This is a genomic window from Parvularculales bacterium (assembly GCA_036881865.1).
GTDB lineage: Bacteria > Pseudomonadota > Alphaproteobacteria > JAPOUT01 > JBAJNM01 > JBAJNM01.
Map to the genome: position 1 here is coordinate 1 of JBAJNM010000019.1, position 20263 is coordinate 20263.

Consider the following 20263-nt stretch of genomic DNA (forward strand, 5'->3'; position numbering starts at 1 on the left):
GCGCTTGGCCGTCGTCTTGCGCTTAGCCGTCGTTTTACGTCTGGCTGTTTTGCGCTTGGCCGTCGTCTTGCGCTTAGCCGTCGTTTTACGTCTGGCTGTTTTGCGCTTGGCCGTCGTCTTGCGCTTAGCCGTCGTTTTACGTCTGGCTGTCTTGCGTTTGGCCGTTGTTTTACGCTTAGCCGTTGTTTTACGCTTAGCCGTTGTTTTACGCTTAGCCGTTGTTTTACGCCTAGCCGTTGTTTTACGCCTAGCCGTTGTTTTACGTTTCGATCTTGTAGCCATTTCCTCCTCGTCAAAGTAGTTATTACATCATGTTATTCACAAAGCAGTCGTTGCTTCATGCGTTAATCGAAAACTACAACTGATTCGTCATGAATCAATTAACACACAAATCAACCACACATCTAATAGTATAAGCAAGAACATAGACAACGTAAGTGACGCAACACCATCAACGCTTTGTTAATGCATTGCAGTGCATGACAACAACAATGAACACCGAATACGTTAATTTATGCGTCTTCAGAAGGCTCAGAGATATTTAGTTTTTGACGAAGTAATCCGTTTACGGATTGAGGATTTGCCTTGCCTTTACTGGATTTCATAACCTGCCCTACAAACCAGCCCAACATTTGCGGCTTGTTTTGAACCTGCGCTACTTTATCCGGATTAGAGGCTATAACCTCATCAACAATCGCTTCAATAACGCTCATGTCCGTTACTTGACGTAATCCATACTCATCTACAATTTTTTGTGCGCTGTTGCCAGATTCTAACATTTTTTCAAAAATGTCCTTAGCGATTCGCCCCGAGATAGTTTCATCAGCAATCAAATCAAGCAACTCACCAAGACCATCTGCCGTAACAGGTGTTGCTTCTATGGTGAGGTTTAGATGGTTAAGAGCTGCTGATAATTCCCCCGTTACCCAATTGGCTACTAACTTCGCATCACGTCCCTGCGCTACAGTTTCATAATAATCAGCCAGCGCCCGGCCGGTGATCAACACACCCGCATCATAAGCAGACAAACCATAGTCCGCTATCAACCGCTCTTTCTTGTCGTCCGGTAACTCCGGCAGATTACTTGCAATGTCATCTACCCACGCCTGATCTAACCGTAACGGCAATAAATCCGGATCAGGAAAATACCTATAATCATGCGCCTCTTCTTTAGTACGCATAGGCCGGGTCTCCCCAAGACGGGCATCAAACAGGCGGGTTTCCTGCACTATTTCACCCCCCTCCTCCAGTACAGAAATCTGGCGACGAGATTCATACTCTATCGCCTGACCAATAAACCGTATGGAGTTTATATTCTTAATCTCACAGCGTGTTCCCAAGGCCTCCCCCGGACGACGCACCGAGACATTAACATCGGCCCTCAAAGACCCCTGCTCCATGTTGCCGTCACAACTGCCAAGATAACGTAAAACCGTGCGCAGTTTGCGCATGTACGTCTGAGCCTGAGTTGCAGAACGCATATCGGGACGAGAGACAATCTCCATTAAGGCAACACCGGCTCGATTCAAATCAACAAAGCTTAAATCGGGATCCTGATCATGGAGGCTTTTTCCTGCATCCTGCTCTAAATGCAGCCGCTCAATGCCCACCACGATGCTTTGACCATCGGGCATATCAAGAGATATCTGCCCCTCCCCTACAATCGGGTTTTTATATTGAGAAATCTGATAGCCCTGAGGCTGATCAGGATAAAAATAATTCTTGCGGTCAAAGACAGAATAAAGATTGATTTGAGCCCGCAAACCAAGACCTGTACGTATCGCTTGCTCAACACAATACTGATTAATGACCGGCAACATACCGGGCATAGCGGCATCCACAAGGCTTACCTGAGTGTTCGGCTCTGCGCCAAAATCCGTACACGCACCCGAAAACAGTTTCGCGGAAGACGTTATCTGCGCGTGAGTTTCAAGACCGATGACAATCTCCCAGTCTCCGATAGCTCCGGCAATCAAATCACCTGTGTTATCCGCCACGCTCATGAGGCCCGCCACCACGGAGCAGGGGCTGCCTTAAAGCCCGCCGCCGTTTCCAGAGCACCAGCCAAACGTAGCAAAGTCTCTTCGTCAAAAGCCCTTCCTACCAATTGAAGAGATAGAGGCAACCCTGTTGCATCCTGTCCTACCGGCACAGTAATACCCGGCAAGCCTGCCATATTCGCGGGCACCGTAAAAATGTCATTGAAATACATAGACAACGGATCTGCCTTATCCCCGCGAGAAAAGGCTGCCGAAGGGGTGGCTGGTGTCAAAATAGCATCCACTTTTTCATAAGCAGCGGCAAAATCCTGTGCTATCAGCGTACGTACCTTCTGGGCTTTTAGATAATACGCATCATAATACCCCTGAGAGAGCACGTACGTTCCAATCAGGATGCGCCGTTTGACCTCATCACCAAAGCCTGCAGCCCTTGTGTTCTCGTAAAGTGTGTCGATCTCATCGGCAGGAACCCGCAGCCCATAACGTACTCCGTCATAGCGTGCCAAATTAGAAGAAGCCTCTGCCGGTGCTACAATATAATAAGCCGGAAGAGCATACGTGATATGGGGCAGATCAACTTCTACAATTTCAGCGCCTGCCTCCTGTAACCATTGTTCCCCTTGCGACCACAATGCTTCCATTTCATCGGGCAAGCCCTCTATTCGACACTGCTTCGGGAGCCCTATCCGCAATCCTTTGACATCACCGGTGAGGGCCTTCTCATAATGAGATATGGGATGATCGGCACAAGTAGAATCTTTCTCATCCGGTCCCGCCATGGCTTCGAGCATAATTGCCGCATCCCGAACATCACGGGTCAACGGCCCAGCCTGATCAAGAGATGAAGCAAATGCCACAATGCCCCAGCGTGAGCATCGACCATAGCTGGGCTTCAACCCAACAATCCCCGTAAGAGCGGCAGGCTGCCTAATAGACCCTCCCGTATCTGTTCCCACGGCTGCTACCGCCAAGCGCGCCGCCACCGCCGCCGAAGCTCCTCCTGATGAACCACCGGGCGACAAGGGCGTCTCATCCCCCTTCCGCCGCCAAGGATTGGTCACCGGTCCAAAATAGCTGCTCTCATTAGAAGAGCCCATAGCAAACTCATCATTATTGAGCTTGCCCAGTAAAACCGCACCGCTTTGCCACAAGCGCCCAGTAACGGTTGACTCATATGTAGGTGTGAAATTCTCCAGAATGTGGCTACAAGCCGTTGTCTTTACGCCCTTGGTGCAGAACATATCTTTGATACCCAGAGGCATGCCTTCCAGCACGCCACCCTCACCTGCGCCGAGACGCTCATCGGACTCCCGAGCCATATCAAGCGCCCGCTCCGGTGTAACGGTGATATAGGCGTTCAAACTATCTGCCTCTTCAATAGATTGAAGATAGGCTTGTGCCAGTTCAACAGCGCTGAACTCCCGCTTCAGGAGACCTGACCGTGCATCCGCCAGACTAAGGGCTGTCAAATCAGACGCAGACATCAAAAATTCTCATCACACATGTTGCTTTTTATTCAACAATTTTGGGTGTGGTGAAAAAACCATCTTCTACCGCCGGTGCATTTGCCAAAACCTGCCGCCTATCACCACCATCGGTTACTTTGTCCTTCCGCATCGGCAAATCCATAGTGAATACCGCCGTCATAGGCTGCACACCCTCTGTGTCTACCTCTTCCAGCTGACGCACCCACTCCAGAATAGTGACTATATCCAGCGCCATGGCATCCAGAGCATCGTCCGGCAAGGTAAGACGTGCAAGATGGGCAATGTGGCGGACCATTTCTCGATCTTCAATCACCATAGGCATTTCTCCTACGAACGAGCGGAATCAATAAAGAGCGTACCATCATCCCCGCCTTTACAGGCCGACGCCACTCAATCGTGATATGATAGCGCTCCCCGCATCATAAGTCATCCTTGTGTTCCAACATATAAAATCATGCCTGCTCACTTGTTTGATATTGACACCGAACTCACAGCCCTGCGCCAAGACACACCCCCGGGACAACGACTGCTGGGTTTTGACGTAGGCAGTAAAACTTTGGGATTGGCGCTTTCCGATAGTCGTCTCGTGATCGCAACCCCTATAGAGACCATACATCGAAGCCGGTTTAGCGATGATATCGTGCGCATAAGCACTTTAGTGAGCGAACACCATATCGGCGGATTCATCGTAGGATTGCCCCTTAATATGAACGGCAGTGAGGGTCCACGCTGTCAATCGGTACGGGCGTTTGCCTCTAACCTTACCGCTCATCTCCCTTTGCCTCTGGCTTTTTGGGATGAGCGTTTATCCACGGCGGTGGTAACCCGTACTCTCATTGAGGCCGATGCCAGCCGTAAACGCCGCCAGATATTAGTGGATAAAATGGCCGCCGCATATATTCTTCAAGGCGCGCTAGACCGCCTCGGGCAAATGGTACCCTGAAATGACCGCCTTTATACCTTGCCACCCTCTGTCTATTCCTTATATGATGCCTCTTTGATGAATGCGTCAAATCAAGCTCGCTCCCAAGTCTTCCCTCATCAGCATCTTCTGGGGATTGGCGACCTTTCTGTTTCTGACATTACAAACCTGCTTGATCTAGCCGATAGCTACGTCGCTTATAACCGTCAGACAGACAAAAAAAACGCTCTGTTAAGAGGGCGCACATTGATAAACCTGTTTTTTGAAGCTTCTACCCGAACTCAAAGCTCGTTTGAGTTGGCAGGCAAGCGCCTTGGCGCTGACGTCATGACTATGCCGATGCAGAAGTCATCTCTCAATAAAGGAGAAACTCTGCTTGATACCGCCGCAACTCTCAACGCTATGAGACCTGATTTGCTGGTTATTCGACATAGTCAATCGGGGGTGGTTGAGTTGCTGGCACAAAAAGTAGAGTGCAGCGTTGTCAATGCCGGTGACGGTAGTCATGAACATCCCACACAAGCTCTGTTGGATGCCCTTACCATACGCCATGCCCTGGGACGAATAGAAGGTTTATCGGTGGCTATCTGCGGCGACATCCGTCACAGTCGGGTGGCACGCTCCAACATACATCTGCTCACGGCCATGGGCGCAAGAGTGCGGGCGATAGCCCCTTCAACCCTGCTGCCTCCCGGTCTTGAAGAGTTAGGCGTTGAGGTTTTTCACACCATGAAAGAAGGCCTTCAGGGGTGCGACATTGTTATGATGTTGCGTCTGCAAAAAGAACGTATGGAGAGCTCGTTGATACCATCTTCCCGCGAATATTTTCATCGATATGGGTTAGATCGCGCGAAACTATCCTATGCCCGTCCCGAGGCACTGGTGATGCACCCCGGGCCGCTTAACCGGGGTATGGAAATTGACAGCGATGTCGCTGATGACCCGACCCGCAGCCTCATCCACAAACAAGTTGAAATGGGCGTAGCGGTGCGCATGGCGGTGCTGGACATGCTGAGCCGAACGGCTCCGGTCGACACCCCATCAGAGATACCCTTATGACAGATGACAGGCACGCTAACACTGTGGTCTTTGTTAACGCCCGACTGATTGACGGGGTAAGTGAACAAGAGCAATCCGGCGGCATGGTTGTTCAGGATGGCCACATCAGCGCTATGGGGCCAGACATTGATGCAGCAGCAGTTCCTGAGGCAAGCCGCATTATTGATTGTGGTGGGCATATTCTCTGCCCGGGTCTTGTGGATATGCAGGTTTCGACCGGCGAGCCGGGTGCCGAGCATCGGGAAACTCTGGCCAGTGCCAGTCAAGCCGCTGCCCGTGGAGGGGTTACGTCTTTTGCGGTCATGCCAGATACAATGCCGGTGATTGACGATGTGGCTCTGGTTGATTTTCTATCCCGACGGGCACGGGATACAGCGGTGGTCAATATTTACCCCACCGCCGCTCTCACCAAAAACCTGGACGGAGAGCACGTAACAGAAATCGCCCTGCTCAGTGAAGCCGGCGCCATTGCCTTCACCGATGGCCCCCACGCCCTCAAGGATGCCCAACTCATGCGTTACGCCATGACCCATGCCGCCGACTGTGATGCACTTATCATCCATCACCCTGAAGAGCCATCGCTGTCTAAGAACGGCGTTATCAATGAAGGGACTCTATCCACCCGTCTTGGGTTACCGGGTATTCCGGCGGAAGCTGAAATTATCATGCTAGAACGCGACATACGGCTCGTGGCCATGACCGGTGCGCGATACCATGCCGGGCAAATCTCCTGCGCTGAATCCGTTGACTTGATATACAAGGCTAAACAAGACGGCTTGCCGGTTTCTTGTAGCGTGTCGGCCAATCATCTGGTGCTCAATGAAAGCGATATCATGGGGTATCGCACTTTTTTGAAACTCTCGCCTCCCCTTCGCCGCGAAGAAGATAGACAATCTCTGCTGTCTGGTGTTGCTGAAGGTATTATTGACACCATCGTTTCCGGTCATCTACCTGAAGATGCCGAGACCAAGCGCCGGCCCTTTGAGGAGGCCGCCTTTGGCTCCGTTGGTTTAGAAACCCTGTTGCCCGCCGCTTTGACTCTTGTGCATGGAGGCCTGATAAGGCTCCCCCATGTTTTACGCGCTTTAAGTACTACTCCAGCTGCTCATCTGGACCTTCAGGCAGGGGTTCTTGCTCCCGGACGCCCCGCCGATATCATTATCGTAGATCTCAATACCCCCGTTGTAATTGAAACAGAACGGTTGCAATCCAAATCCAAAAACGCAGCCCTTGATGGACGACTACTTCAAGGAGACGTGTTGCTTACCATGGTAGAGGGTCGTATCGTCTTCCATTCTGACAAACTCAACAACACGGGTCTCAACCATGCCTGACCCTATCTCCTGGAGTTTTGCCTTGCCGTGGTATATGGCCGCCCTTGCGGGTGGGTATATTCTGGGTTCTATTCCGTTTGGGGTTATCCTCACCCGAATTGTAGGCACTCCCGATATACGCACTGCCGGCTCGGGCAACATTGGAGCTACCAATGTTCTGCGCACCGGCAACCGATGGCTGGCAGCGGGAACCCTGCTGGGCGATATGCTCAAGGGAAGTCTCGCCGTGTTTATTGCCCAACGGTGGGGGCCGGACATAACGGTCATCGCTGCAATGGGTGCTTTCCTAGGACATCTCTTTCCGGTATGGCTAAACTTCAAAGGCGGCAAGGGCATCTCCACCGTCATTGGCATATTGCTGGTCTTATATTGGCCCGTTTGTGTTTTCTTCTGCGTGGTCTGGTTGCTGGCAGCTATTGTCACGCGATATTCTTCCGTAGCCTCACTGTCCGCGGTTGCCCTCACCCCTTTGTTTCTAGTGGCGGTGGATTATGGGTCTTACGAAGCACTACTGTGGCGAATGGCAGAGTTTAGATGGCAATATGTAGAACTCATGACGTTTATCGCTGTTATGGTCTTTATTCGTCACGGCCCCAATATCGTGCGCCTCTATCAAGGAGTAGAAACGAAAATTGGCCAAAAAGATAATCCTCCGCCTCCCGAACACAAAAAACAATGAATACTCGCGTATTAGGGCTGGAAGAAAAATTGGACTGGATGCAACTCATCCGTAGCGAAAACATCGGGCCGCTCACGTTTTATCATCTACTCAATCACTATGGAAACGCTACAGCTGCTTTAGAAGCCGCTCCCGAACTCGCATGGCGTGGCGGCAAGCGCCACCCCTTACAATTGGAAAGCCGTAGCAAGATTGAAAAGGAACTAGAAAATGCCACAAAGCAAGGTATTGAAATTATAGCCCTGCCGGAACCTTCTTACCCACCCCTCTTGCGCTCTTTGGATGATGCACCACCGCTTTTGTTGGTATATGGCAATAAACATCTGCTTCTTAAAGATAGTGTGGCTATTGTCGGTGCCCGCAATGCCTCGGCCGGTGCGCGACGGCTAGCGGAAGATTTAGCCCGCGATCTTTCATCTCACGGCCTTATAGTTATCTCCGGATTAGCGCGCGGCATTGACACTATGGCTCACAACGGTTCTCTCAAGGGAGGTACCATTGCTGTGTTGGCCGGGGGTGTGGATGTCATATACCCCAAAGAAAATACCGACCTTTACGGACACATCCGACAAAAGGGCGTGTTAGTCAGTGAGATGCCTCTGGGGACGGAACCTCTGGCGCGATACTTTCCCCGCCGTAACCGAATTATTTCCGGCTGTGCTCTAGGCGTGATCGTGGTTGAGGCGGCCTTGCGGTCCGGCTCTCTTATCACTGCACGTTTAGCACTAGAGCAAGGACGAGACGTATTTGCCATACCCGGCTCTCCTCTTGACCCGCGCTCACGAGGTACCAACAATCTCATCCGCAATGGAGCCATGCTGGCTGAGAGCGCTCAAGATATTATAACGGCCCTTGAGCCTATGCGGGAGAGTCCTTTGGAAAGCCCCACCCTAGATATGAAGTCAGGAGAGACATGCCCAGCACCTGATATCAGCGACAAAGACCGTGCTCTAATTGTGGATTTGCTTAGTACAACGCCAGTCGAAATTGATGAGCTCACCCGACAAAGCGGCCTTGATGTGGCCACCGTCATGGTGACTCTGCTGGAGATGGAGTTAGCCGGACGATTAGTCCGTGAGCCGGGCCAGAAAGTTTGTCTATCGGTTGAGAACTAATAGACGGACCAGAAAACGAGAAAGCATTATCAATGTGGGCTGCATGTTTTAGTGCAGTAACTCGTTTCTAGGCATTATCCAATATTGTTTTGTCCTGAATTTTGTCGGAGTCTATAGCTCCGTTTACGCCATAGTCAGTTGCAGTTTTCTATAAAACCAGTCAAAAAACGCTTAATTTATAGCCAAAACACCCTATATTACTGCTTAAAAACGCCTTTCGATTTGACAGCGTCTCTTGTTTTTTCCATGGTGCAGACGCAAAATCTGCCAAACCAATAGCACCTGACACTGAAAAACTAAAGGAATCGGATATATTTTTCTCCCATGGACGTTGTCATCGTAGAATCACCTGCCAAGGCCAAAACTATCAATAAATATTTGGGCAACAATTACACCGTTGTAGCCTCCTACGGGCACGTGCGGGATTTACCTTCTAAAAATAACTCCGTCATGCCAGATGACAATTTCGCTATGATCTGGGAGACAGATGACCGATCAGCCAAACGGCTCAACGATATCGCCGCCAAAGTCAAACAAGCAGACCGCCTCATCCTTGCGACCGACCCGGATCGCGAAGGAGAAGCTATCTCCTGGCACATGCTAGAAGTGCTGACCGAAAAGCGCGCCCTTAAAGAACAGCCCGTCGAAAGAGTGGTCTTCAATGCCATCACCAAGTCTGCCGTGTTGGAGGCTATGGCGCATCCCCGCACTTTGGACCACCAACTAATTGATGCCTATCTCGCACGGCGCGCTCTTGATTATCTCGTGGGCTTTACCTTATCACCTGTCTTGTGGCGAAAATTGCCAGGATCACGATCCGCCGGACGAGTGCAATCCGTAGCCTTGCGTCTGGTATGTGAACGAGAACTCGCCATTGAAACCTTCAAACCACAAGAATATTGGTCTCTTGAAGCGTTACTCAAAACAGCCCAAGGCGCTGACATAACAGCAAGGCTGGTACGCTTGAATGGCAAAAAGATAGACCGCCTAAGTATAGAGAATAAAGAAGCCGCCACACGAGCACGGGATGCTGTACGGGCGGCAACCTTACGGGTGTACTCTGTTACCAGTAAGCCGGGTCGGCGTCATCCGTCGCCGCCCTTTACCACCTCCACCCTACAGCAAGAAGCCGCTCGAAAACTAGGCTACACAACCAAACGCACCATGCAGATTGCTCAAAAACTCTATGAGGGTCAAGACATCAACGGTGAGACTACCGGACTCATCACCTATATGCGGACCGATGGCGTTCAAATTGCCACCGAAGCGATTAGCGATGTGAGAGCTAACATTACCCGCATGTTCGGTGATAGTTATACGCCCTCTGCACCACGCCAATATAAAAGCAAAGCCAAGAATGCCCAGGAAGCTCACGAAGCCATCCGCCCCACGGACAGCTCTCGGCTACCCACCGATATGGAAAACTATCTTAGCAATGAAGAGTTTCGCTTATACGATCTCATCTGGAAACGCACCATGGCCAGCCAGATGGAGAGTGCACGTCTTGAGCGCACTACAGTTGAGATTGATGATGAAGATAAGGCTGTAGAATTGCGGATTACAGGATCTGTTGTAGCCTTTGATGGCTTTTTGCGTCTCTATCAAGAGGGCCAAGACGATGGTGACGATGATTCAGAGCAAGAAAATCGTCTACCCAAACTAACAGAAGGTGAGAGTCTCACTTTGGACAAGGCTCTGATTGCCCAACATTTCACCGAGCCGCCCCCTCGCTTCACAGAAGCTACATTGGTTAAACGTCTTGAAGAATTGGGTATTGGACGACCTTCTACGTATGCGTCTACTTTATCTGTGTTACGGGATCGCAATTATGTGCGCATGGACAAGACACGTTTTATTCCGGAAGACAGGGGACGTCTGGTCACGGCCTTTCTGGAAAGTTTCTTTGAACGCTACGTAGAATATGACTTCACGGCAGCCTTAGAAGAGAAGCTCGATAAAATCAGCGCCGGTGAGATGGAATGGAAACAGGTTCTTGAAGATTTTTGGCGGGAGTTCACACATTCAGTCGAAGATATTGCCGATTTGCGCATTAGCGAGGTGCTAGATCATCTAAACGATGAACTTGGCCCCCATGTGTTTCCCCCCCAAGAAGAGGCCGAAGACCCCCGTCAGTGCCCGCAATGCAATGAAGGGCGCCTCAGTATCAAGGTCGGTCGTTATGGAGTTTTTGTTGGCTGTTCACGCTATCCCGATTGTCGTCACACCCGTCCTCTAACAACGCAAAATGATGAACAGAGCAGCATAGGAGGAGACCGCACCATAGGTCGCGATGAAGCCAGTGGGCTGGACGTCTTCTTAAAGACAGGCCGGTTTGGCCCTTATGTTCAGCTAGGAGAAGTTGAAGATGACAATAAGCCCAAACGCGCCGGTATTCCACGGGGTATTGATCTCAATACTCTGGACTTAAAACAAGCTCTTGATTTGTTATCCTTACCCCGCGAGTTGGGGATGCATCCCGAAACAGGCAAAATCATTAAAGCCGGACTGGGGCGCTATGGCCCCTTTGTGTTGCACAATGGCGTTTACGCCAGTCTGCCCTCTGTTGAAGAAGTATTCACTGTTGGTCTTAACCGAGCGGTTACTCTGCTAGCAGAAAAGAAACCCCGTTCGTGGGGGTCTAAAACGTTGCGCGAATTGGGAGAACATCCTGATGATGGCGCGCCTGTCAATGTTATGGAAGGCCGCTATGGACCCTATGTCAAACATGGCAAAATTAATGCCACCTTACCCCATGATACACCCCCTAAAGATATAACCCTTGAACAAGCACTGTCCCTTATTGCTGCAAAGGCTGTTAAAGGTATTACCGGCAAGCGCACTAAGAAGGCAGCAACCAAGAAGAAAACTACCGCTAAGAAAAAAACCACCGTAAAGAAGAAAACCACCACCAATAAAGTAAAAACGACTGTAAAAAGAGATGCCGCCGCCGAATGATGCCAGAGTTTATGATGTAAAACGGCGACGTCAAAAGCGCTCAAGAAATCATCAAAAGAAACATCAGTCACACTCTCGTTCATCTTCAGCGCTGGCACCGGTAACAGTGATTATTATTACCGGTGAAACAGAGGATGGTGATTTATTGGCTGCACCGGCACGCTGGTATCATGATGACCCGCCACCGATACTCTGGGTCTCCGGTGTCATATCCCCAAGAGGCCGTATGCCCTCCATGGAGCGTGGCGATAAAGCCGTTGCCCGAATCATGGCCTATCAAGCCGATCATGCATTCCCCCTTGCCACACCCCCCGACTATGAAGCCCGCATTATTCGGTGCCTTAATCAAGAGAGACATCCGGAAGAAACACACCGCATGGGTGTTTTTCGCCAAACCGATGATCAAGGTGGGCGACTTGCCCCCATCGTCAAGGGTGACCGCCAAGAGATTATTATTCCGCCTGATGCCTGTGGCGATGCTCAAGACGAAGATTTGGTGCTGGTGGAAATCACATCCGAACCCTCCCGCTACCGCAGGAGAATAAAACAGGGCCGCGTTTTAGCTGTGCGTGGAGCCGTCAACACCGCCAGCGCCTTGAGCCTCATTGCCCTTGAGCAACATAATATTCCGGTAGAGTTTCCCGATGACGTTCTTGCAGAAGCCGCACAAGCAACACTGCCGGATATGACCGGACGGGAAGATTTGTGTAACCTCGATTTTATCACCATTGACCCTCAAGATGCCAGAGATCACGATGATGCTCTCTGGGTTACAGCCGACGATGACCCTACCAATGCTGGTGGCTGGCGGGCTATTGTAGCTATTGCTGATGTAGCGGCCCTCGTCACTCCTGACAGCGCTCTGGACAGAGAGGCCGCCCGGCGGGGCAATTCTGTTTATTTTCCCGATAGAGTCGTGCCCATGTTTCCCGAACGCCTGTCCACCGACTTATGCTCTCTCAAAGCCCATAATGAACGTCCCTCTCTTGCGGCTCATCTAATATTTGACGCGCGCGGCATTTTGCAATCCCACCACTTCACCCGCGCCATCATTAAGCCTGCCGCCCGCCTTACCTACACTCAAGTGCAAAACGCCATCAACGGTTCACCAGATGCAACCACAAAACCTCTTGTAGAAACCACCCTAAAACCTCTTTGGGCTGCCTGGAGTGCTCTTGATAAAGCCCGACAACACCGCCAGCCTCTTGATTTGGAACTACCAGAATATCGCATCACTCTGGATGACGTGGGGAGCCCTACAGGCTTTGAACACCGCACCCGCCTTGAAGCTCACCGCCTGGTAGAAGAGTTTATGATTGCCGCTAATGTTGCTGCAGCCGAAACACTTACCCGCAAAAAGATTCCCGCTCTTTACAGGATCCACGAAGCACCAACGAAAGAAAAATTAGATGACCTTGAGTTGTTTCTCCGGACCTTAGGCATTAAGTTTAATCAAGGAACTACCCTTAAGCCCGCGCAGTTCAATACCATCCTCACACAAACCAAAGACGGGCCTTTTGACGCTCTGGCAGGAGAAATCATCCTGCGTGCACAATCTCAAGCCATATACAGCCCCCTAAATCTTGGCCATTTTGGCCTTAACTTACGACGCTACATTCACTTTACCTCCCCCATTCGGCGCTATGCCGATTTGGTTGTCCACCGTGCCCTCATCCAAACCCTTAGTTCCAACAAAACCCCAGTTGAAGAACCCGGACCTCTGGCAGACATTGCCGAACACATCAGCCAGACAGAACGCCGCGCTATGGCCGCAGAACGCGATACGCTAGACCGATACAGGGCTTGCTTTATGGAGCACAACATCGGCCACAATTATGAAGCACGCATTACCGGCGTTACCCGCGCCGGCCTCTTTGTACGCCTTGAGAATACGGGAGGTGACGGGCTTGTTCCTATCAGGCGCTTGAAGCCAAGTGGATTTTATCGCCATGATGAAACACGCAACGCCTTATTTGACAAAAGCACCAGATACGTATTCCAAACCGGCATGAGTGTTACCGTACAGGTAATAGAGGTGGCTCCTTTTTCAGGAGGGGTAGTGCTTGACCTTATAGATGGAGGCGAACGACAATCGTGGGCGAAAAACACCGCAAAGCAAAAACACTCCCGCCGAAAATACTCCCGAAGACGTAATTGAGGAGGCGTAACCAACATGACACAGGCCTTTGACAGCAAAGATAGCCGTAAACAAGAAATGCGCCACCCAGATGAGAAAGTTGCCCGCCCGAAAGATGCCTCCACTCTTATCATCATGCGCCACGACGAAGATGCCACCCGCATTCTCATGGGCCAACGTCATAGCAATCACACTTTTATGCCTGATAAATACGTGTTTCCCGGAGGCCGAGTTGATCGCGCTGATAGTCGGATACGCTATGGCACAGATTTGCGACCCGCCGTGGAAAAACACTTACTCTCCCATGTGCGTGGAAACCCCTCTCCGACGCGCGCACGGACTTGGGCCTTGGCTGCCATCCGAGAGACCTTTGAAGAGACAGGTCTCCTTCTTGGGCGCCCTACAAACCGCAAAGTCTTAGGGCAATCTTTTAAATCTCGCCACGAGGGATGGCAACACTATCTATCGCAAGGCGTAGAGCCAGACCTCTCTTGCTTGGATTTTATCGCCCGCGCCATCACTCCTCCCTATCGAGCACGACGCTTTGATACCCGCTTCTTCCTCACTACAGCAGAAACCATCGTTAATGACTCGTCAGATATGTCGGGGGCCTCGGGCGAGTTGGTAGGATTACGCTGGTTCACCCTTGATGAAGCGCTTACCCTTGACTTACCCAATATCACCCGCATTGTGTTAGGCGAGGTGGCAACACGTCTTTCCCTAACCCCTGCACAAAGGGCACGGCATCCTGTGCCGTTTATTTTCTTCCGAAAACCCGGCCCCATGCGAATCAATCTATAGCGCTCAAACAAAAAAGAATCCTTGGTTACCCTAAACCAGACTCCAGTATCGCAACAGCTAGGCAACCCGGTTTTTCTCAAAGGGAGTAGCGCAAGATTTAGCAATAACAGAAACCTATACGGTGTCAAAGACGATGCCCCTACTGTTTGAACAAACGATTGATTCTTACAATAGCGAGGAGGCTCGTTTTAGTGCCAGGGTTGCTACAGGAGTGGATATACCGTTGACAGAAAAGTTGACAGCTTTACCCAATTTGAATACGTCCGATTTTATGACAAAAAACATCAAATCACGGGCAATGATGCTAAACTAAGTTCTAAAGTTGTTAATGCCCACATTGGTTTGTTGTATGGCTTTTAGCCTCTACCCTATCCTATTCAGCTTATAATCTCCCACCCGTTATCATTATACAACCCCCACGGAACATATCGTGCGTAATGGGGTGTGCGTCTTTGTAGTGCATTATTACCAATCATGGAGGTTCACCCATGAACAATTCCGTCCGCCCCCGTGACGCTGCTAGTCTGGTACTGATATGCCGTGAGGGAGAGCGCATTTTTGTCCTTATGGGACGCCGCCCGAGGGCCATGGCCTTCGCACCAGATATTTTTGTATTTCCGGGCGGCAAATTGGACGCCAATGATAAAACCATATCTCCTGTGACACCCCTACACAAAACAACCCTCTCTCGTCTTACCACAAGCACGACCTCTGCCTCCCTCGCAACAGCCCTTGCTATAACGGCCACCCGTGAAACTTATGAAGAAACAGGTTTAGTGGTGAGCAAAACTGGCGTGGGATACACAACAGCCAGCCACCAAGAATCGTGGCCTCCACACGATTACCCACCCTTTTTGGACAGGTTTGGCATTTTAGCGCGGGCCATTACGCCTACCTCAAGCCCTGTGCGCTTTCACGCCCGCTTTTTCTCTATAATGGTTCAGTCGGGTGCTACACAAATCAAACCCAGAAGTAACGGGGAGTTGCTGGACTTGGACTGGTGGCCACTTGAAAAAGCACGCACCCTGCCTCTGTTTGATGTTACAGAGTATGTTCTAAGCCTTGTGGCTCAGGGCCGGACCGGGTTTGATACCGGACCTGTTCCCTTGTGTCACTATAAAAACGACCGCCTCCTGATACACAACCGCTAGTACCTCCCGTTACCGACAATGACAACGCCCTCTATCAGGCCTGACGCTCCTCCAGAGGAGACGTCTCTTTCCCGAAAAGACTATCGCCTTAGCCTTACCGCCGTTATCTCTTGTACTGCCATTGCAGGTGTCGGCCTTGGCATTACCCTCCCCTTGCTGGCGGTTGCTATTGAGCGTATGGGCGTATCCAGCACTCTGCTGGGCCTCAACACGGCTATGCCAGCGCTTGCCTCCTTGATCTTCGTTCCCATCATCCCCTACCTGCTGCGCTTTATTCCCGCTGTGCCTTTTCTATTGACGTGTATATGCGTCTCCACCGTTTGCATGATCACCTATCCCCTGTTTCCCGATATTGGTTCATGGTTCATCATCCGGTTTATCAATGGTGTCGCCATTGCCGGGTTATTCATGGTAAGTGAGACGTGGATTAACGAATTAGCACGCGAAACCCACAGAGGCCGCATGATCGGGCTTTATGCCGCTATTTTGTCCGGCGGCTTCGCCCTTGGCCCCATCCTGCTTCTCATTGTTGGCTATGATGGTATCGCTCCTTACGTCACTATCTCTGCTTTGATTGCTCTTGGAGCTATTCCGCTCGTGATGGCGCGTCATTTAGCACCCAATCTTGTTCAAAGACCAAACCGCAACATGCTGTCCATTATCACCCTTGCGCCTACCGCTATTCTGGGGGCGCTGATGTATGGAGCTCTGGAAGCAGAGATGCTATCTCTCATGACAGTCTATGGCTTGCGGGTAGGTTTACCTCTTGATTTAAGCACGTTGGTTCTGACAATTTTTGGAGCGGGCAACATTGCTTGCCAAATTCCCATTGGCATGTTGGCAGACAGAATAGACCGGCGACTGCTATTGCTACTTTGTGCCGGCGTCAGTTTTCTTGGTGCACTCTCTCTGCCTTTTGTTATCACTAACCCATGGATTTTTGTGCCCACTTTTTTCATATTCGGTGGGGTTGTCACTGGTCTTTATACTGTTGGGCTTATCCTTGTAGGTCAGCGTTTTAAGGGTAGCAACCTAGCCTTGGCCAATGCAGCTTATATTTTACTCTACAGCGTTGGCTCTCTGGCGGGGCCGGTTCTGGGAGGCGTTTTCATGGATATATGGGACCCACACGGGCTTGCCGTTTCCATGGTTTTGTTGACGGGCATCTATATTCTCCTTGCCGGATATCGCTATTTTTCTTCTCCCACGCAGAAGATTTAATCCCAGTACCCCTTTAGGGTTTTAGCTTGGGTTTTGCCGCCTGTGCCTTTTATGATATAAAGGGGCACCCGCCAAAGGGCGTCATCATAAGGGAGTATCTCCTCATGGCTAAATCCACCACCGTTAAAATCAAACTGGAAAGCACCGCAGACACCGGGTATTTCTACGTGACTAAGAAGAATACCCGCACTATGACGGATAAAATGGTCGTCAAGAAATATGACCCCATTGCCCGCCGTCATGTAGAGTTTAAGGAATCTAAAATCAAATAGCCTTTGAGGCCTTGTAGATTTTGTTTTTTGTGCCCCGCATCTCCCGAGTCCCTTTCGCCTCATGAATCAGGAGATGGCTGAGACCATAGCTCTTCAGGCACTCGGAGCCATGGTAGATAATAGCGACACCCTCAGCGCCTTCCTGACCATAAGCGGCCTTAATCCTTCAAGCCTTTATGACCATATCTCGGACCCATCCTTTCTGGGTGGGGTGATGGATTTTCTTGCAACTCATGAAAACCATCTCATGGCTGTATGTTCAACGGCTGACATGGACCCAGAGCAAATTATTCAAGCGCGGCGTTATTTGCCAGGCGCATCTTTGGATGCCTTATGACACCCCCACCACTCCCCGATGAAGCTGTTCAAGCACAAATTGATAAAATCTCTATAGACCACCATCACCCGTTAATTATTTGCGATGCTGATGAAGTTTTGTTGCAATTTATCGTCGGGTTGGAAGATTATCTTGAGTGTCAGGGCTTATGGCTTGACCTCACCAGCTACGCGATCACCGGCAACATCAAGCAGCGCGATACGGGCGAGCCGGTTTCTGATGACGATGTCAAAACCCTGTTGGAAGATTTTTTTGCAACCCAAACTGAGCACATCAAAGCTATGCCGGGGGCTGCCGTGGCACTCCAACGCCTGACACAACAGAATGCACAAATTGTCGTACTCAGCAATCTTCCAAGCACTCAGCGCGCCGCCCGGCAGCGCTGTCTTCAGGCACAAGGCATGGATTATCCGGTGATTACCAATCAAGGTCTTAAGGGAGCCGCTGTCGCTTACTTAAGCCGTGCCATGCGCGCACCGGTGTTTTTTCTAGATGACCTTTACCATCACCTCACCGATGCTTTCAAATGGCGGGAGGATTTATATTATGTTCATTTTATCGCTGATTCCCGTCTTGCTGGTTTTGCCAAGAAAGCCTTAAAAAATGATACATCTACCACTAAAATAGTGTTTCAAGAGACAAATTGGCCTGATACCTATAACAAGATAAGCAAGCTGCTGGACAAGAACCTATAGGCTCTGCTAGCATAAATGTTGTTGCGATGGTAAAGTCTGAGGAGAGATCCCATGCCATTTAATAGAAAACTCATGAGCGGTATCGCCATACTGGCCCTGCTCGTCGTGACCAGTTACCAAACCCTTTCAAGTGAGTTTCCCCAATATTTTCATCAACCTATCTGGCTAATTCTGGATAGTGCCCTCGTTATCATTTTTGTCATATCAGGCCAAATGCTAGCGAAAGACTATTCAACTGTTAGCACCTTTATCTGGTCGGTAGCAGCCGCTCTCGCTATCTTCACTGTCATTCAAAACACCGTGGGAGATCTCGGCCCTGTGTTCTGGTTGTTTGCAGCCATGTTGTACAATCTCACCACGGTGGTTTGCGCCATCTATCTACATAAAGAGCAAAAAGCATAACCAAGACCCTTAAAGATAGATTGGAAGCTCTGGAGCTAGCCCTTCCTGCCCCGGCAGCCCCGGCGGCCAACTATAAACCTTTCGTCAAAACCGGATCGCTGGTGTTTATCTCCGGCCAAGTACCCATTGGGCCCGATGGCATTGAGTTTCAAGGCAGACTGGGCAGAGATTTTAGTATAGAAGAAGGTCAGGCGGCTGCCCGACTGTGCGCTCTTAATATTCTTTCCCAAGTCAATGCCGCCTGCAATGGTGATTTTTCACAGGTTAAATCCTGCGTCAAACTGGGAGGCTTTGTGAATTGTACACCGGATTTTGACCAGCATCCTGCTGTCATTAACGGTGCATCAGACCTCGTCGTCAATGTGATGGGAGAAGCCGGACAACATACACGTTTTGCTGTTGGGGTGAGCAGTTTGCCTTTCAATGTGGCTGTAGAGGTGGATGCCATTTTTGACGTTAGCTGACGCCAAGGGGCATTTATGTCAGATAAATCAAACCTACAACTGCGCATGGTAAATTCGTTGCGGGAGATTGCTCCCGAACGCTGGGATGCCTGTGCTCAGCCACAAAAGGGAACGCCGTGCAACCCTTTCTTATCTCATGCTTTCCTGTCGTCCCTTGAAGAAAGCGGCTCGGCAGCGCCTGAAACCGGTTGGGGAGCATGTCATGTGCTTCTTGAAGACACAACAAACAATACTCTTATTGGCTGTGTTCCTCTTTACCTGAAAGGACACTCTCAAGGAGAATATGTGTTTGACTATGGCTGGGCAAGTGCCTTTGAACAAGCCGGTGGACGGTATTACCCTAAACTTCAAAGCTGCGTACCTTTTACACCTGTGCCGGGACGACGACTGTTAACTTATCCTGATAACAACGCCGAAACCATAGAAAATCAACTGCTGGCCGGTTGCCTTACGGTTGCCGAAAAACTCAAAGTTTCTTCTCTTCATTTCACTTTTTTACCAAAAAGCCAATGGGCTCTCATGGGCGAAAACACACTGCTTCAGAGAACAGACCAGCAATTCCACTGGAGCAATGAGGACTATAACAGTTTTGATGATTTTCTTACCGTCCTTGCCTCTCGCAAACGCAAATCTATACGCAAAGAGCGCGCCGAGGTGCAACAATCTGGTTTACAGATCGAGTGTCTCACAGGAAGCGATATTAAAGAACATCACTGGGATAGTTTCTTTGCCTTTTATATGGATACAAGTTCACGAAAATGGGGGCATTCCTATTTGACACGCACATTTTTCAGCCTCATTGGTGAGCGCATGGCCGACAATATTCTTCTTGTAATGGCCTATCGTAAGGGACAACCCATTGCCGGATCTTTGAACATTATCGGTTCAGATTGCCTTTATGGCCGCAATTGGGGTTGCCTTGAAGACCACCGCTTTTTACACTTTGAAATGTGCTACTATCAAGCCATTGAGTTTGCCATTGCGCATCGGCTCAAACGGGTTGAAGCGGGAGCACAGGGGGCGCATAAACTGGCACGGGGCTATCTGCCGACCCCCACCTATAGTGCTCACCACATAGCCCATCCGCAATTTAGGGAGGCCGTTGCCCGCTATTTAGATCATGAACGAGAAGATGTCTCGCACACCATTGAAGCCCTTGAGGTCATGTCGCCATTTCGGCATGATACGCTCAACCTCTCAGTTCAAACTCCTCTAATTCAGGAAAAATGACC

20 protein-coding genes are annotated in these 20263 nt (G+C 50.3%); 16 read left to right on the top strand and 4 right to left on the bottom strand.

Annotated features, from left to right (window positions below; genetic code table 11):
• From V6Z81_05700 to gatC, 4 genes are all read right to left on the bottom strand, one after another.
• The coding region (locus V6Z81_05700; protein MEG9861980.1) for a hypothetical protein at nucleotides 1–282 on the bottom strand (282 nt) is incomplete at its 3' end.
• Between the two features lie 230 nt (nucleotides 283–512).
• Nucleotides 513–2003 carry an Asp-tRNA(Asn)/Glu-tRNA(Gln) amidotransferase subunit GatB gene (gene gatB / locus V6Z81_05705; protein ID MEG9861981.1) on the bottom strand — a complete coding sequence of 497 codons (1491 nt, stop codon included), beginning with the start codon at nucleotides 2001–2003 and terminating at the stop codon, nucleotides 513–515.
• Nucleotides 2000–3484 (bottom strand): Asp-tRNA(Asn)/Glu-tRNA(Gln) amidotransferase subunit GatA, encoded by a 1485-nt coding sequence (gene gatA, locus V6Z81_05710; GenBank protein ID MEG9861982.1) that lies wholly within the window; start codon nucleotides 3482–3484, stop codon nucleotides 2000–2002. Before gatA ends, gatB begins: the two co-directional genes overlap by 4 nt.
• A 28-nt stretch (nucleotides 3485–3512) precedes the next feature.
• Nucleotides 3513–3803 (bottom strand): Asp-tRNA(Asn)/Glu-tRNA(Gln) amidotransferase subunit GatC, encoded by a 291-nt coding sequence (gatC, locus tag V6Z81_05715; protein ID MEG9861983.1) that lies wholly within the window; start codon nucleotides 3801–3803, stop codon nucleotides 3513–3515.
• Nucleotides 3804–3941: 138 nt separating this feature from the next.
• Between gatC and ruvX the strand changes: the two genes are divergently transcribed.
• The 16 genes from ruvX (at nucleotide 3942) to V6Z81_05795 (ending at nucleotide 20261) form a co-directional block, all read left to right on the top strand.
• Complete coding sequence (gene ruvX, locus V6Z81_05720; protein ID MEG9861984.1) at nucleotides 3942–4430, top strand: Holliday junction resolvase RuvX; 489 nt, start codon at nucleotides 3942–3944, stop codon at nucleotides 4428–4430.
• A 57-nt stretch (nucleotides 4431–4487) separates the two neighbouring features.
• Nucleotides 4488–5468 (top strand): aspartate carbamoyltransferase catalytic subunit, encoded by a 981-nt coding sequence (locus V6Z81_05725; GenBank protein ID MEG9861985.1) that lies wholly within the window; start codon nucleotides 4488–4490, stop codon nucleotides 5466–5468.
• The gene (gene pyrC, locus V6Z81_05730; protein MEG9861986.1) at nucleotides 5465–6802 is read left to right on the top strand and encodes a dihydroorotase; all 1338 of its coding nucleotides are present in this window, start codon (nucleotides 5465–5467) and stop codon (nucleotides 6800–6802) included. Before V6Z81_05725 ends, pyrC begins: the two co-directional genes overlap by 4 nt.
• A complete protein-coding gene (plsY, locus tag V6Z81_05735; protein ID MEG9861987.1) occupies nucleotides 6795–7481 on the top strand; it encodes a glycerol-3-phosphate 1-O-acyltransferase PlsY in 687 nt (228 codons plus the stop codon). Before pyrC ends, plsY begins: the two co-directional genes overlap by 8 nt.
• Nucleotides 7478–8596, top strand: coding sequence for a DNA-processing protein DprA (dprA, locus tag V6Z81_05740; GenBank protein ID MEG9861988.1), 1119 nt, complete (start codon nucleotides 7478–7480; stop codon nucleotides 8594–8596). Before plsY ends, dprA begins: the two co-directional genes overlap by 4 nt.
• Nucleotides 8597–8920: 324 nt before the next feature.
• Nucleotides 8921–11551: a type I DNA topoisomerase gene (topA, locus tag V6Z81_05745; protein MEG9861989.1), complete on the top strand. Its 2631-nt coding sequence runs from the start codon at nucleotides 8921–8923 to the stop codon at nucleotides 11549–11551.
• Entirely contained in the window at nucleotides 11535–13709 is a 2175-nt protein-coding gene (locus tag V6Z81_05750) for a VacB/RNase II family 3'-5' exoribonuclease (protein MEG9861990.1), read from the top strand. The genes topA and V6Z81_05750 overlap by 17 nt, the downstream gene beginning before the upstream one ends.
• Nucleotides 13710–13724: 15 nt before the next feature.
• Nucleotides 13725–14489, top strand: coding sequence for an NUDIX hydrolase (locus V6Z81_05755; GenBank protein MEG9861991.1), 765 nt, complete (start codon nucleotides 13725–13727; stop codon nucleotides 14487–14489).
• 488 nt (nucleotides 14490–14977) lie between these two features.
• A complete protein-coding gene (locus V6Z81_05760) occupies nucleotides 14978–15640 on the top strand; it encodes a hypothetical protein (GenBank protein ID MEG9861992.1) in 663 nt (220 codons plus the stop codon).
• A gap of 18 nt (nucleotides 15641–15658) precedes the next feature.
• Nucleotides 15659–16861, top strand: a complete 1203-nt coding sequence (locus V6Z81_05765) for an MFS transporter (GenBank protein ID MEG9861993.1) — start codon at nucleotides 15659–15661, stop codon at nucleotides 16859–16861.
• Between the two features lie 104 nt (nucleotides 16862–16965).
• Nucleotides 16966–17133: a 50S ribosomal protein L33 gene (gene rpmG / locus V6Z81_05770; GenBank protein ID MEG9861994.1), complete on the top strand. Its 168-nt coding sequence runs from the start codon at nucleotides 16966–16968 to the stop codon at nucleotides 17131–17133.
• 73 nt (nucleotides 17134–17206) lie between these two features.
• Nucleotides 17207–17470, top strand: coding sequence for a DUF3572 domain-containing protein (locus V6Z81_05775; GenBank protein MEG9861995.1), 264 nt, complete (start codon nucleotides 17207–17209; stop codon nucleotides 17468–17470).
• Complete coding sequence (locus V6Z81_05780; GenBank protein MEG9861996.1) at nucleotides 17467–18165, top strand: hypothetical protein; 699 nt, start codon at nucleotides 17467–17469, stop codon at nucleotides 18163–18165. Before V6Z81_05775 ends, V6Z81_05780 begins: the two co-directional genes overlap by 4 nt.
• 51 nt (nucleotides 18166–18216) lie before the next feature.
• Nucleotides 18217–18567, top strand: a complete 351-nt coding sequence (locus V6Z81_05785; GenBank protein MEG9861997.1) for a hypothetical protein — start codon at nucleotides 18217–18219, stop codon at nucleotides 18565–18567.
• A gap of 20 nt (nucleotides 18568–18587) precedes the next feature.
• Nucleotides 18588–19031 (top strand): RidA family protein, encoded by a 444-nt coding sequence (locus tag V6Z81_05790; protein MEG9861998.1) that lies wholly within the window; start codon nucleotides 18588–18590, stop codon nucleotides 19029–19031.
• A gap of 15 nt (nucleotides 19032–19046) precedes the next feature.
• Nucleotides 19047–20261 carry a GNAT family N-acetyltransferase gene (locus V6Z81_05795; protein MEG9861999.1) on the top strand — a complete coding sequence of 405 codons (1215 nt, stop codon included), beginning with the start codon at nucleotides 19047–19049 and terminating at the stop codon, nucleotides 20259–20261.
• Nucleotides 20262–20263 lie beyond the last annotated feature (2 nt).